The organism is Flavobacterium sp. (assembly GCF_024642105.1).
Classification (GTDB): domain Bacteria; phylum Bacteroidota; class Bacteroidia; order Flavobacteriales; family Flavobacteriaceae; genus Flavobacterium.
Window position 1 is genome coordinate 16,940 of sequence record NZ_JAHEBT010000017.1, and the last position, 12,901, is coordinate 29,840.

Here is a 12,901-nt window from a genome sequence, read left to right on the forward strand (position 1 = left end):
CGATTAGGCGTATAGTATATTTTATTATTTTGATTTGTTAATTCTAGCTGTTTTTAATGATGAAACAATGATAGCTGTAATTTCATTTGCTTCTTTTAAGAGGAATTCAATTTCCGAATTTAATCCAATTTGTTCTATCATTGTAATATCTTGAATAAGTTCAAGAAAAAAGTGACTTTCATCAGCCTCTTCTTCAACAATTTTTAATTTATTAATAAAATCTGGGGCAGATTTAGCTCTTTGGGTTGCTCTATAATTGGCACCTACCGAGCTTGAACAACGAATAAGTTGGTTGACATAAGCATTGTATTCTCTGGTTTTAGGTAATTTACTACATAGAATCCAACAATCAATAGCAAACTTTTTAGTTCGTCTTAGCTTTACTACTTTCATAAGATTTGGGTATTTTTAGGGTTAATTCATCTAGTTATATTTTACAATCGTACATCGTACCTCGTATATCGTAAATTTTTATAGTTTGAAATAATCAATATAGGTGTTCAAATCTTTGTCGCCACGTCCCGAAAGATTAATTACGACTACATCGTTAGGTTTGAATTTCATTTCGTCCAAAACAGCAAAGGCGTGCGCACTTTCAATTGCTGGAATAATTCCTTCTAATTTAGACAGTTCCAATCCCCAATTCATAGCTTGTGCATCGGTGATGGAGATGAATTGCGCTCTTCCTGAAGCAAATAAATGCGCGTGCATAGGTCCAACACCTGGGTAATCCAATCCTGCCGAAATAGAGTAAGGTTCCGTAATTTGTCCGTCTGGAGTTTGCATCAACAAAGTTTTACTTCCGTGTATCACGCCAATTTTTCCTAAAGCTGAGGTAGCAGCACTTTCACCTGAATGTACTCCTAAACCTGCCGCTTCGACAGCGATTATATTGACGTCTTTTTCGTCCAAAAAGTGGTAATAGGCTCCCGCAGCATTACTTCCACCGCCTACACAAGCAATCACATAATCTGGATTTTCTTTGCCTTCTTTTTCCAATAATTGGCTTTTAATTTCTTTCGAAATCACCGATTGGAAACGCGCCACCATATCAGGATAAGGGTGTGGTCCCACCACAGAACCAATGATATAATACGTATCAACAGGGTTGTTAATCCAATCGCGAATGGCTTCGTTGGTAGCATCTTTCAATGTTCTTGAACCCGATAACGCTGGACGCACTTCGGCACCTAACATTTTCATACGGGCTACATTCGGCGCCTGACGTTTGATGTCAATTTCGCCCATATAGACAATACATTCCAAGCCCATTAAGGCACAAACTGTTGCCGTAGCTACACCGTGTTGACCTGCACCCGTTTCGGCAATAATTCGTTTTTTACCTAAACGTTTGGCCAATAAAATTTGCCCGATTGTATTGTTTACTTTATGCGCTCCAGTATGGCATAAATCTTCTCTTTTGAGGTAGATTTTAGTATTGTATTTTTCAGACAAGCGTGCTGCGAAATAAAGCGGAGTAGGACGGCCTACGTAATCTTGTAACAAAGCGTCAAACTCAGCTTGAAACTCAGGTTCGGCTGTGATTTTTAAATAGTTTTGGCGTAATTCTTCTACATTAGGATATAACATTTCTGGAATGTAGGCGCCTCCAAATTCTCCATAATAGCCTTTTTCGTTGACGTTGTATGACATAATCTATATTTTTTATTTAATGTTTGTACGGACAATTCGCGAATTGTCAGTACTTATTTTTGGATGAATTTCTCTTAATAAATTTATATTTTTTAATCCCGCTTCGATTTCAAATTTACTATTTACATCAATAGCATAAATGGGTAAATCGGTTTTTAGTATTTCGTTGACCAAATCGATTTCGTCTAATCCAATGCCTCCGCTTAAAAAGAAAGGCTTTTGCGAAGGATATTTTGCTAGGACTTTCCAATCGAAAGTCGTTCCGTTTCCTCCAGGTAGTTTTCCTTTGGTATCAAAAAGGAAATAATCACAAACCGTTTCAAAAGGGTGTAATTGATCAAAATCAAAATCAGCATTCACTGAAAACACTTTAATGATTTCAATGTTTTTCGCCAATTTACTTCTCAATTCTTGGCAAAATACTACCGACTCATGTCCATGTAATTGCACGGCTTGTAAATCGTATTGGGCTACTTTTGTTGCAATTTCCCCTTGACTTGCATTAACAAATACACCTGTTTTTTTGATGCTTTGAGGCAAATTAGGCATTGCTCCATCAAAATAGCGCGCCGATTTCTCCCAGAATATAAAGCCCATATAATCGGGTAGGAGCGATCCTACTTCGAGAATATTGTCGGGGTATTTCATGCCGCAGATTTTGAGTTTCATATTTTTGTTTTTGCCACTAAGACGCTAAGGCGCAAAGTTTTTTATTTGTGTTAATTTGTGGAATCTGTGTTTATTTTAATTGCACAATAAATTCCTTTGCCACAAAGGCGCTAAGAATCAAAGGTTTTTAATTTGTGTAATCTGTGAAATCTGTGTTTATTTTATTTCAATTGCGCAATAAATTCTTTCGCAGCTTGGCCTGCGTTATCCGTTTTCATGAAGTTTTCACCAATTAAGAATCCTTGGTAACCATACGGTTTTAATTCGGTTATGGCTTCAATAGACGAAATACCGCTTTCGGATATTTTTACAAATTCATTCGGAATTTGGTCTGCCAATGTTTTACTGAAATCCAAACTCACTTCGAATGTTTTTAAATTTCGGTTATTCACACCAATCATATCCAAACTCGGCATAATCGATTTTTCTAATTCTTCTTGATTGTGGACTTCCAAAAGGACTTCCAATCCTAAACTATGTGCGAATTCAGACAAACTTTTGATTTCCTCTCGGCTCAAAACGGCTGCAATCAACAGAATTAAGTCGGCACCGTGCGCTTTGGCTTCCAAAATTTGGTATTCGTCCACAATGAATTCTTTTCGCAAAAGCGGAATGTTTACGCTAGCTCTTGCCAATAACAAATCGTCCAAAGAACCGCCAAAATACTTTCCGTCCGTTAAAACCGAAATACCACAAGCACCTGCTGTTTCATAACCTTTGACTACTTCTTCTACGGTAAAACCGTAATTAATTTCTGCTTTGGATGGTGAACGACGTTTGTGTTCGGCGATAATTCCCGAAGTACTGTTTCGTAAATTATGGCTCAACGAAATGGTTTGTTTTTCAAAAAACACTGATGCTTCCAATTGTGAAACGGGAATAATCGATTTCTTGAGAACCACTTCTCTTCGTTTGTCTAGTATTATTTTGTCTAGTATGTTCATTTTTTTCTGCCGCTAAGGCGCTAGGGCGCAAAGGTTAATTATTTTATTCTGTAATTTTTATTGCTCTAATACAAAATTATAAATCTGTGTCAATTTGTGTAATCTGTGTTTATTTACTCAATTCTTGTAAAATTTGTAACGATTGCAATCCTTTTCCAGAGAATAAACTCTCCTTGGCTAATTCAAAACCTTCTAACGGACTGCATTGAGTTACCGTAGCAATAGCCATAGCCGCATTGGCACAGACTACATTGTTTTGGGCTTCGGTTCCTTTTCCTGAGATGATATCGGTAAATAATTGCGCTGATGCTTCGATTGTTTTTCCGCCTTCAATTTCGGTTTGTGATAAAAGGCGAACGCCAAAATCATCTGGATTCAACATTAGTTCTTTGGTGTTGGTGATGCATTTGGTTGGACAGGTTAACGATACTTCGTCATAACCGTCTAATGAATGTAAAATTGTGAAATTTCTATCGGTGTTTTGATACAAATAGGCATACATTCGAGCCAATTCTAAGTTAAAAACTCCTACTAATTGATTTTGAGGAAAAGCAGGATTCACCATAGGTCCCAACATATTGAAAAAGGTTTTTACTCCCAACTCTTTTCGAATAGGTCCCACATTTTTCATAGCAGGGTGGAAAAGCGGTGCGTGCAAAATACAGATGCCTGCTTTTTCCATACATTTTTCTAAAAAATCGGCATCATTACTGAATTTAATTCCCATTTTCTCCATCACATTACTGGAACCTGAAATAGACGAAACGCCGTAATTTCCGTGTTTAGCGACTTTAATTCCCGCACCAGCCGCTACAAAAGAGGCCAAGGTCGAAATGTTAAACGTATCTTTTCCATCGCCACCCGTTCCGCATAAATCGATGGTGTTATAGCCTGATAAATCGACACGAATACACAAATCCAATAAGGCTTCACGAAAACCGGCTAATTCTTCAATACTAATGCTACGCATCATATATACCGTCAAGAAAGAAGCGATTTGGCTCGGATTGTATTCCCCGTTGGAGATGTTTACCAAAACGTTTTTAGCCTCCTCTTTCGAAAGCATTTCGTGATTGATTAATCTGTTGAGTATGTTTTTCATTTTTATTTATTTGCCACTAGGGCGCTAAGGCACAAAGTTTATATGTAAAGAGATTAATTAACTTTTCACCTCTAACTTCTAACTTCTAATTTCTAACTTCTAATTTCTAACTTAATTTTTTACCCAATTTTCTAACATTTTCTTTCCGTTAGGTGTCAATACACTTTCTGGGTGAAATTGAACCCCTCTAACATCATAGGTCTTGTGGCGAAGTGACATTACTTGTCCGTTTTCGTCAAAAGAAGTCGCTTCTAAACAATCGGGTAAATTAGCGTCTACTACCCAAGAATGGTAACGTCCTACTTCAAATTCATTCTCCAATCCTTCAAAAAGCAATTCGTCGCCCACCGCTTTTGTAACGTTAGTAGCTACGCCATGATAGACTTTGTCTAAATTCGAAAGTGTGCCACCATAGACCTCACCAATGGCTTGTTGTCCTAGGCATACGCCAAAAATACTTTTGGTTGGGCCGTAGTGCTGAATCACTTGTTTTAATAAACCAGCTTCTTCTGGAATTCCTGGGCCTGGCGATAATAAAATTTTGTCAAAATGAGCAATATCCTCCATTTCAAATTCATCGTTTCTATACACAGTCACTTCGCAATTTAAATCCTCTAAATAATGGACTAAATTGTAAGTGAAGCTATCGTAATTGTCTATGACTAGTATCTTTTTCATTTTTTTATTAAAAAATTGAAAGATTTAAAGATTGAAAAATCAGCATCTTTAAATTCTTAAATTGTTACATTTTATATTGTTTCTGCCAAATCCAAAGCCGTATTCAAGGCTCTTAATTTGTTGTACACTTCTTGCATTTCACTTTCTTCATCAGAATCAGCTACGATTCCAGCACCTGCTTGACAATGCAATTGGTGATTTTTACTTAAGAAGGTTCGAATCATAATTGCATGATTGAAATTGCCTTTGAAATCCATAAAACCAATGGCTCCTCCATAAAAATTACGATTTGTTTTTTCGTAATCTTCAATCAATTGCATCGCACGGTGTTTTGGTGCGCCACTCAAAGTTCCCGCAGGAAAAGTATCGGCTACCACTTGCATCGTTGAGGCTGTATCGTGTAAATGCCCTGTTACTTTGGATACCAAATGGATCACATGCGAAAAAAATTGTACTTCTCGGTATTTCTCTACTTGCACATCGTGTCCGTTTCGGCTTAAATCATTTCGAGCCAAATCAACCAACATCACGTGTTCGCTATTTTCTTTTTTGTCTTCGGATAATTGTTTGGCCAAAACCGCGTCTTTTTCATCATCTCCCGTTCTTTTGAAAGTTCCTGCAATCGGGTGAATTTCTGCTTTGCGGTCTTTTACAATAATTTGAGCTTCGGGTGAAGAACCAAATATTTTGAAATCGCCATAATCAAAGAAGAAAAGGTAAGGCGAAGGGTTGATGCTTCGCAACGCACGATATACATTGAATTCGTCGCCTTTGAATCCTTGTGTGAAACGTCTGGATAAAACCAATTGGAACACATCGCCACGATAACAATGTTTTTTAGCCAAAGCCACATTGTGTTTGAACTCGTCATCGGTTAAATTAGAAAATCCTTGACCGTCTTTTGAAAATGAATAGGAAGCAATATTGCGAGATTGTAATAACTGTTCGATTTCTGCAATGTTGTTTTTTCCGTCCAAACTATGGCAGAAAATATACGCCTCGTTTTTGAAATGGTTGATGGCGATAATATTTTGGTAAACCGCATAGTACACATCCGGAATGGTATTGCTATTTTCTTTTTTGGCAATGTTTACTTTCTCAAAATAACGCACGGCATCATACGAAATGTAACCAAACAAGCCGTTATTAATGAATTTAAAATCGTTTTTCTCTGATTCAAATTGCCCTGAAAATTCTTGTATTACGGCAGGGATATCGGTTGTAGTATCGATGGCTATTTTTTCAGCACTTCCGTCAGGATAGTTTTTGATAATTGTTTCGTTTTCGATTTTAATCGAAGCTATCGGATTGCAACAGATGTACGAAAAACTATTGTCGTTTCCGTGGTAGTCGCTACTTTCTAAAAGCAAACTATTCGGGAATTTGTCGCGTATTTTTAAGTACACACTCACCGGCGTAATCGTGTCGGCTAGGATTTGTTTGTATTTTGTATTTAAAATAAAAGATTTCAAAATATTCATTTTTAAAATGTTATCAAAAGCATCGTTTTGGATATGAAAAAAGGCTTGTCGTCATGACAAGCCTTTTATATTTATAGTACTACTACAGGAGCTTTGTTCACGACGACTGACGTAAATTGTTCCACCACCAAGTATTGTTTGTATTCGTTATCATAATCTTTTTATGTGTTGACAAATATATAAAGGTTATTCCATTATCTCAATATAAAAAAGCGAAAAAAAATATATTTTTCTCGCTTTTTTGTTAAATTAAGTTCAAGTTTGGTGCCTTGTTGAATGCAATAATTAAAAACGTCAATTCGAGTGTTTTTTGTGTAGTGAAACGGAACAAAAAATGTATCGAGAATCGTTTTTAATGAAATTTTACTTGTTCTCGATACAATTTTCTTCCCGAAGTTTCGGTCGAAAATCACTCGAACTGACGTAAAATTTCAACGTAAACTAATTACATTTTCAATTACGAAACCAATTCGCCTTGATTTCTAAAGACCAATTGTCCGTCAAAGGCATCCAAAAGAATAATACTTTCGGTTTTGATGTTCCCTGCCAATATTTCTTTAGACAATTGGTTCAATACCTCCCTTTGAATCACACGTTTTACGGGTCTGGCTCCAAATTGTGGATCGTACCCTTTTTGAGACAAATATTCGATTGCTTCAGGAGTAGCGTCCATCGTAATACCTTGTTGTGCTAGCATTTTAGTGACCGATTTCAATTGTAAGCCTACGATTTGTGCAATATTGTCATTGGTCAAAGGCGTGAACATTACAATTTCGTCAATACGGTTGATGAATTCAGGTCGCACGGTTTGTTTCAATAAGCCTAACACTTCTACTTTGGCCGACTCCGTTGCCGCTTCGATACCGCCTTTCAAGTTTTCAAAGGTATCCTGAATAATTTGGCTACCCATATTGGATGTCATGATGATAATCGTGTTTTTGAAGTCGGCCAAGCGTCCTTTGTTATCTGTCAAACGTCCTTCGTCCAAGACTTGCAACAAGATATTAAACGTATCCGGATGTGCTTTTTCAATTTCGTCCAACAAGATCACAGAATACGGTTTTCTACGTACGGCTTCAGTCAATTGTCCGCCTTCGTCATAGCCCACATATCCAGGAGGCGCACCCACTAAACGGCTCACACTGTGGCGTTCTTGGTATTCGCTCATGTCAATTCGGGTCATGGCATTTTCATCGTCAAAAAGGTATTCCGCTAAGGCTTTCGCCAATTCCGTTTTACCCACACCAGTTGTTCCCAAGAAAAGGAAAGTACCAACAGGTTTTTTCATGTCTTGCAAACCAGCACGGCTTCTACGAACGGCATCGCTCACTGCTTCAATGGCTTCTTCTTGACCCACGACACGTTTGTGTAATTCGTCTTCTAATTTCAAGAGTTTTTCTCTTTCACCTTGCAGCATTTTGGTAACCGGAATCCCAGTCCATTTAGCGACTACTTCGGCGATATCTTCTCGGGTAACCACTTCTTTTATCAAGGAAGTTCCCGACTGGTTTTCTTGCAATTGTTTGACCAAGGCGTCCAAACGTTCCTGAGCTTCTTTGATTTTTCCGTAACGAATCTCGGCTACTTTTCCATACTCACCATCACGCTCGGCGCGTTCCGCTTCGTATTTGAAATCTTCAATTTCGGTTTTAACGGCTTGGATATTATCCACCACATCTTTTTCCGATTTCCATTTGGCATATATCTCGTTGCGGTCTTCTTTTAAGTTCGCCAAGTCCATGCCTAAGACTTTCAATTTGCTTTCGTCTTTTTCGCGTTTGATAGCTTCAATTTCGATTTCCAATTGCATGATTTTTCGATCCAAAACGTCTAATTCTTCTGGTTTTGAATTGATTTCCATACGCAATTTAGAAGCCGCCTCGTCCATTAAATCAATGGCTTTATCGGGTAAAAAACGGTTGGTAATATAGCGTTGCGATAATTCTACCGCAGCAATAATCGCCTCATCTTTGATTTGTACTTTGTGGTGTGTTTCGTATTTTTCTTTGATACCACGTAAGATAGAAACCGCACTTTCCGTATCCGGTTCTTCTACCATCACTTTTTGGAAACGTCTTTCTAGCGCTTTGTCTTTTTCAAAATATTTTTGGTATTCGTCCAAAGTCGTTGCCCCAATCGCACGCAATTCGCCACGCGCCAAAGCTGGTTTCAAAATATTAGCCGCATCCATAGCGCCTTCGCCACCTCCAGCACCCACAAGCGTGTGGATTTCGTCAATGAAAAGGACAATATCGCCTTCGGCAGAAGTCACTTCTTTCACTACTGATTTTAAACGTTCTTCAAATTCACCTTTGTACTTGGCACCCGCAATCAAGGCGCCCATATCGAGTGAGAAGATGATTTTATCTTTTAAGTTTTCCGGTACGTCTCCATCTACAATTCGGTGTGCCAAACCTTCGGCAATGGCGGTTTTACCCACACCAGGTTCACCCACTAACATCGGGTTATTTTTGGTTCTACGGGTTAGAATTTGCAGCACACGACGAATTTCTTCGTCACGACCAATAACAGGATCCAATTTACCGCTTCGGGCTAAATCGTTCAGGTTTTTGGCGTATTTGTTTAAGGCGTTGTAGGTTTCTTCGGCAGAGGCAGAGGTCACTCTTTCGCCTTTTCTCATTTCTTCAATGGCTGCTTTTAGTCCTTTTTCGTTTACTCCTTGATCTTTTAGAATTTGGGCCACTTTACTTTTGGAACCAAAAATTGCCAATACTAAATGCTCTACTGAAACGAATTCGTCGTTCATTTTTCCAGCCAAGATTTCAGCTTCGTTCAAAGTAGCATTAGCCGTTCTGGATAGCATAATATCGCCACCCGAAACTTTAGGGAAACTTTGAATGGTACTTTCCAAGATTTGTTTGAAAAGCGACACATTCACGTTCAATTTTTTTAATAGAAAAGGCGTTACATTTTCATCGACTTCTAAAAGCGCTTTGAAAATGTGTTCGTTTTCGATTTGTTGTTGGCCAAATCCTTGCGCTAACTGTTGCGAAAGTTGGATGGCCTCTTGCGATTTGGTAGTAAATTTATTAATGTTCATTTTTGTCTTTTTTTAAAGTTGAATTTGGGGTTAAATAAATATCTTTGGAGAAAATTCGTCAATTGTTATTCCACTCCTAAATTTACGACAATTTGACGTATATCAAGGGGTTACAGCCGACAAAATGACTTAAAAAACGACAAAATGACTTTATTTACTTCTATTTTTGGAGATTCAGAAAATAAAAACACCAATGCTTCTAAAATCAAATGGATTCCATTGACTGATTTGGGACAATTGAACGAGATTATGGAATTGTCTCATCAACAACCGGTAGCGATTTTTAAACACAGTACGCGTTGCAGCATTAGCCGTATGGCGTTGAAACAATTTGAGAACGAATTTGATTTGGAAGGCAATGTGACGCCGTATTTTTTGGACTTGTTGAATCACAGGGATATCTCGAATGAAATTGCGACTCGTTTTGAGGTGTACCACCAATCGCCGCAATTGCTTTTGATTAAAGAAGGAAAATCAGTCTACGATGCTTCGCATAGCGATATTGATGCGGTGGAGTTAAAAGAAAAGTTTTTATTATAAATTAGTTGAGTTTTTGACCGCGCGAAGGGATTGACTTCGTCGAATTTCATTTCGCGCGGTAGTGGGGAAGTCGTGAATGTATTAGAAATCGATTGTATATGTTACACTTGTAGATGCTGAAGATTTAGATGCCTTTAATGCGAATGATCCGTTGTTTTTAGAAACATAAATTTCCGCAGTAACATTGCCTTGAACAGATACTAAAGCTACAAATCCCTTTTTTACCGGTCCGTATGTTTGAGTCCAACTATTATATTGGTACCCACTAAATGATTGATTTCTTTGGTCAGTTTGTACAGAAAAATTACTAAAGTAATTATACATACCAATTCCATTAATTTGATATTTAACATAGTATTCGTCAGTTGAAGTAATATTGGTAGTATTGCTTTCATCTTTTGAACAAGATGAAAGCAAAAAGAACATTAAGCAAATTGCAGTAATTTTAAATAATATTTTCATATTGATATTTTTTTGTGATACTAACTATTTAAAGGCAGATTAAATTTATATTAATAATTTATCTGAAGTATTTTTAGAAATTTCAAAAGTAGTAAAATATCTTACAAAATTTTTAATTGACTTTACTTTTTAATTTTCTTCACAAACATATTAAAAACTAAACCACCCATTACGGCTCCATAAAGTGTGGAGTTGAGTGGTTTTGAAGTAATGGCACAAGTGCCTGAGGCGCAACCCACATAAAAATAATACCCATAACCCGCTAGAGCACCAATAGCTATTCCGAGACAGGTTATAATTAGGGCTTTTTTAGTCATGAATTGCTTTTTTCTACAATGACTTTGATGATATCTTCTTTAGAAAGCACTCCTGATTGTCGCCATAATTGTTTCCCATTTTGAAATAAAATCATCGTAGGCACTCCGCGCACTTGGTATTGCGCAGCCACGGCTTGGTTTTTGTCCACATCAATTTTAATGATAGAGATGCGTTCGCCTAAATTGGATTTCACCTCTTTTAAAATTGGGGCTAACATTTGGCAAGGGCCACACCAAGTAGCAAAAAAGTCCACTAAAACCGGTTTGTCGGATTGTATGATTTGATTAAAAGAGCTCATAATTTTTATTTTTTTGAGTAGGGAACAGCACAGCCATTGGCACCGCAACCCATATTAAAAATCACTTGAATCAAGAAGAAGGCTCCAAAAAACACAAAAGTCCACTCTCTCAAAACATAGGCCTGACTGAAAAGAAAAATGGCAAAAGCCAAACGCACCCAGCGCATGAGGTGCCAATTGGTTAAAAGTAAGTTTTTCATATAATAATTTTATTACTGATTGGGTGTATTTATTCAAAACGTCACTTCGAGTGTTTTTTGTGTAGAGCAACGAAACAAAAAATGTATCGAGAATCGTTTTTAATAAAATTTTACTTGTTCTGTCATCCTGAGCGAAGCCGAAGGACAATTTTCTTTCGAAAATCACTCGAACAGACGTAAAATTATCATCAAAAACCAATCTAACGGGTTTTATTAATAGTTAGCTTTAATGATTTTGTATTTTTCGTCAAAAGAAACGGTGTCTTGTAATTTTTTAAGCGCCACTTCTTGGGTACTAGCAATCACCACTTCGCTAAAATTGGAATTCATATTGACATTTAAAACGGTGTCTAACGACGCTAATTTTTCAGAAACGGTAGCTTTGCAACCGCTGCAAGTAATGCCTTCAAATTCATACAAATGCACTTTAGCCTCGATGTTTTTTTTGAATTCAATTCCTAATTCTGTATTCGCTCTTGGTGCCACCGAATTGGTGCATACTTCCATTTTTTCAATAGTAAAAGCTCCTGAAAATAGATTGATGTATTCTACTTTGTTGCCACCAAAAGGCGGACCTTGTTCAAATTCACGGTTGAACAGCAAGCCTACCAATTTCCCTTTGGGAGCTAACAATTGGTGCATTTTCCAAACGTATTTTGGTCGCATCGTTGGAGGAAGCGCACAGAAGAACGTTTGTTCAATAATCCAGTCGTATTGTCCTTGGTGTTCAAAAAAGTCGCCTAAAATAATTTTTACATTTGGGTGATTGACAAATTTTTGTTGTAACACTTCAATTAAAGTGGGCGCAATATCAATTACAGTGATATTCGTAAAACCTTGTTGCAAAAGGTATTCTGCCTCATAGGAATTCCCACCACCCGGAATTAGAATGGCACTATTTTTATCTTCAATAGTATCAATTAGTTCTTGAATAGGAGGGGAAACCGTTCCTAAATCCCAACCCGTAGCCTTGGCTTTGTATTGGGCATCCCAATAGGCTTGGTCTAACGGTTTTTCGCAAGAAGTCACACAGCATTTTAAGTCTTCCATGGTGTTTTTATTTTTTTTAAACTATTTAATAGTCATTAATTTTTAATAACAATTTTACGTCAGTTCGAGTGATTTTCTCCCGAATCTTCGGGAAGAAAATTGTATCGAGAACAAGTAAAATTTTATTAAAAACGATTCTCGATACATTTTTTGTTTCGTTGCACTACACAAAAAACACTCGAATTGACGTTTTTAATAATTGTTTTCCCGATTTATTACTTCAGTACCTTACTTTGGCACACAAAATCGGTTCTAGGAACCGTTGTTTTTGCAATCGCATTGAAACCGCCTTCCACTTCGCTAAAGTTTCTGAAACCGCGCGCTTCCAAAATAGAAGCCGCAATCATCGAACGGTAACCGCCTGCGCAGTGCAAGAAAAAATGTTCTTTTGGATTGATGTCTTTTACCCATTCGTTGATGTACGCCAAAGGTTTGCTATACGCCT

General features: G+C 37.4%; 15 protein-coding genes. 1 reads left to right on the plus strand and 14 read right to left on the minus strand.

Features of this window, described 5'->3' with window-relative positions; all coding sequences use genetic code 11:
* Positions 1 to 24 precede the first annotated feature (24 nt).
* The 8 genes from Q0L65_RS03965 to clpB form a co-directional block, all read right to left on the minus strand.
* On the minus strand, positions 25 to 393 hold the full coding sequence (locus Q0L65_RS03965; protein WP_296683749.1) for a four helix bundle protein: 369 nt from the start codon (positions 391 to 393) through the stop codon (positions 25 to 27).
* Between the two features lie 78 nt (positions 394 to 471).
* Entirely contained in the window at positions 472 to 1,653 is a 1,182-nt protein-coding gene (trpB, locus tag Q0L65_RS03970; RefSeq protein WP_296683752.1) for a tryptophan synthase subunit beta, read from the minus strand.
* Positions 1,654 to 1,665: 12 nt separating this feature from the next.
* Positions 1,666 to 2,322, minus strand: coding sequence for a phosphoribosylanthranilate isomerase (locus Q0L65_RS03975; RefSeq protein ID WP_264533310.1), 657 nt, complete (start codon positions 2,320 to 2,322; stop codon positions 1,666 to 1,668).
* A gap of 161 nt (positions 2,323 to 2,483) precedes the next feature.
* Positions 2,484 to 3,266 carry an indole-3-glycerol phosphate synthase TrpC gene (gene trpC / locus Q0L65_RS03980; RefSeq protein WP_296683755.1) on the minus strand — a complete coding sequence of 261 codons (783 nt, stop codon included), beginning with the start codon at positions 3,264 to 3,266 and terminating at the stop codon, positions 2,484 to 2,486.
* Positions 3,267 to 3,375: 109 nt separating this feature from the next.
* Positions 3,376 to 4,368, minus strand: a complete 993-nt coding sequence (trpD, locus tag Q0L65_RS03985) for an anthranilate phosphoribosyltransferase (protein ID WP_296683758.1) — start codon at positions 4,366 to 4,368, stop codon at positions 3,376 to 3,378.
* Between the two features lie 111 nt (positions 4,369 to 4,479).
* Entirely contained in the window at positions 4,480 to 5,046 is a 567-nt protein-coding gene (locus Q0L65_RS03990; RefSeq protein WP_296683761.1) for an aminodeoxychorismate/anthranilate synthase component II, read from the minus strand.
* A gap of 71 nt (positions 5,047 to 5,117) precedes the next feature.
* A complete protein-coding gene (locus Q0L65_RS03995) occupies positions 5,118 to 6,518 on the minus strand; it encodes an anthranilate synthase component I family protein (RefSeq protein WP_296683778.1) in 1,401 nt (466 codons plus the stop codon).
* A gap of 466 nt (positions 6,519 to 6,984) precedes the next feature.
* Positions 6,985 to 9,588 carry an ATP-dependent chaperone ClpB gene (clpB, locus tag Q0L65_RS04000; protein ID WP_296683763.1) on the minus strand — a complete coding sequence of 868 codons (2,604 nt, stop codon included), beginning with the start codon at positions 9,586 to 9,588 and terminating at the stop codon, positions 6,985 to 6,987.
* A 144-nt stretch (positions 9,589 to 9,732) separates the two neighbouring features.
* Between clpB and ytxJ the strand changes: the two genes are divergently transcribed.
* Entirely contained in the window at positions 9,733 to 10,128 is a 396-nt protein-coding gene (ytxJ, locus tag Q0L65_RS04005; RefSeq protein ID WP_296683766.1) for a bacillithiol system redox-active protein YtxJ, read from the plus strand.
* Positions 10,129 to 10,209: 81 nt separating this feature from the next.
* Here the strand turns inward: ytxJ and Q0L65_RS04010 are convergent, their stop codons facing one another.
* The 6 genes from Q0L65_RS04010 to Q0L65_RS04040 form a co-directional block, all read right to left on the minus strand.
* A complete protein-coding gene (locus Q0L65_RS04010; RefSeq protein ID WP_296683768.1) occupies positions 10,210 to 10,590 on the minus strand; it encodes a hypothetical protein in 381 nt (126 codons plus the stop codon).
* Between the two features lie 122 nt (positions 10,591 to 10,712).
* Positions 10,713 to 10,907 carry a DUF6132 family protein gene (locus Q0L65_RS04015; protein WP_296683771.1) on the minus strand — a complete coding sequence of 65 codons (195 nt, stop codon included), beginning with the start codon at positions 10,905 to 10,907 and terminating at the stop codon, positions 10,713 to 10,715.
* Positions 10,904 to 11,209 carry a thioredoxin gene (gene trxA, locus Q0L65_RS04020; protein ID WP_296683780.1) on the minus strand — a complete coding sequence of 102 codons (306 nt, stop codon included), beginning with the start codon at positions 11,207 to 11,209 and terminating at the stop codon, positions 10,904 to 10,906. The genes Q0L65_RS04015 and trxA overlap by 4 nt, the downstream gene beginning before the upstream one ends.
* Before the next feature lie 2 nt (positions 11,210 to 11,211).
* The gene (locus Q0L65_RS04025) at positions 11,212 to 11,406 is read right to left on the minus strand and encodes a hypothetical protein (protein WP_296683773.1); all 195 of its coding nucleotides are present in this window, start codon (positions 11,404 to 11,406) and stop codon (positions 11,212 to 11,214) included.
* A gap of 213 nt (positions 11,407 to 11,619) precedes the next feature.
* Positions 11,620 to 12,456 carry a methyltransferase domain-containing protein gene (locus Q0L65_RS04035; protein ID WP_366051270.1) on the minus strand — a complete coding sequence of 279 codons (837 nt, stop codon included), beginning with the start codon at positions 12,454 to 12,456 and terminating at the stop codon, positions 11,620 to 11,622.
* Between the two features lie 215 nt (positions 12,457 to 12,671).
* On the minus strand, positions 12,672 to 12,901 hold a 230-nt coding region (locus tag Q0L65_RS04040), incomplete at its 5' end, for a rhodanese-like domain-containing protein (protein WP_296683776.1).

Coding starts and splice junctions, on each gene's coding strand:
- Q0L65_RS03965 (WP_296683749.1), bottom strand. CDS start 393: ATGAAAGTAGTAAAGCTAAGACGAACTAAAAAGTTTGCTATTGATTGT.
- trpB (WP_296683752.1), bottom strand. CDS start 1,653: ATGTCATACAACGTCAACGAAAAAGGCTATTATGGAGAATTTGGAGGC.
- Q0L65_RS03975 (WP_264533310.1), bottom strand. CDS start 2,322: ATGAAACTCAAAATCTGCGGCATGAAATACCCCGACAATATTCTCGAA.
- trpC (WP_296683755.1), bottom strand. CDS start 3,266: ATGAACATACTAGACAAAATAATACTAGACAAACGAAGAGAAGTGGTT.
- trpD (WP_296683758.1), bottom strand. CDS start 4,368: ATGAAAAACATACTCAACAGATTAATCAATCACGAAATGCTTTCGAAA.
- Q0L65_RS03990 (WP_296683761.1), bottom strand. CDS start 5,046: ATGAAAAAGATACTAGTCATAGACAATTACGATAGCTTCACTTACAAT.
- clpB (WP_296683763.1), bottom strand. CDS start 9,588: ATGAACATTAATAAATTTACTACCAAATCGCAAGAGGCCATCCAACTT.
- ytxJ (WP_296683766.1), top strand. CDS start 9,733: ATGACTTTATTTACTTCTATTTTTGGAGATTCAGAAAATAAAAACACC.
- Q0L65_RS04010 (WP_296683768.1), bottom strand. CDS start 10,590: ATGAAAATATTATTTAAAATTACTGCAATTTGCTTAATGTTCTTTTTG.
- Q0L65_RS04015 (WP_296683771.1), bottom strand. CDS start 10,907: ATGACTAAAAAAGCCCTAATTATAACCTGTCTCGGAATAGCTATTGGT.
- Q0L65_RS04025 (WP_296683773.1), bottom strand. CDS start 11,406: ATGAAAAACTTACTTTTAACCAATTGGCACCTCATGCGCTGGGTGCGT.
- Q0L65_RS04035 (WP_366051270.1), bottom strand. CDS start 12,456: ATGGAAGACTTAAAATGCTGTGTGACTTCTTGCGAAAAACCGTTAGAC.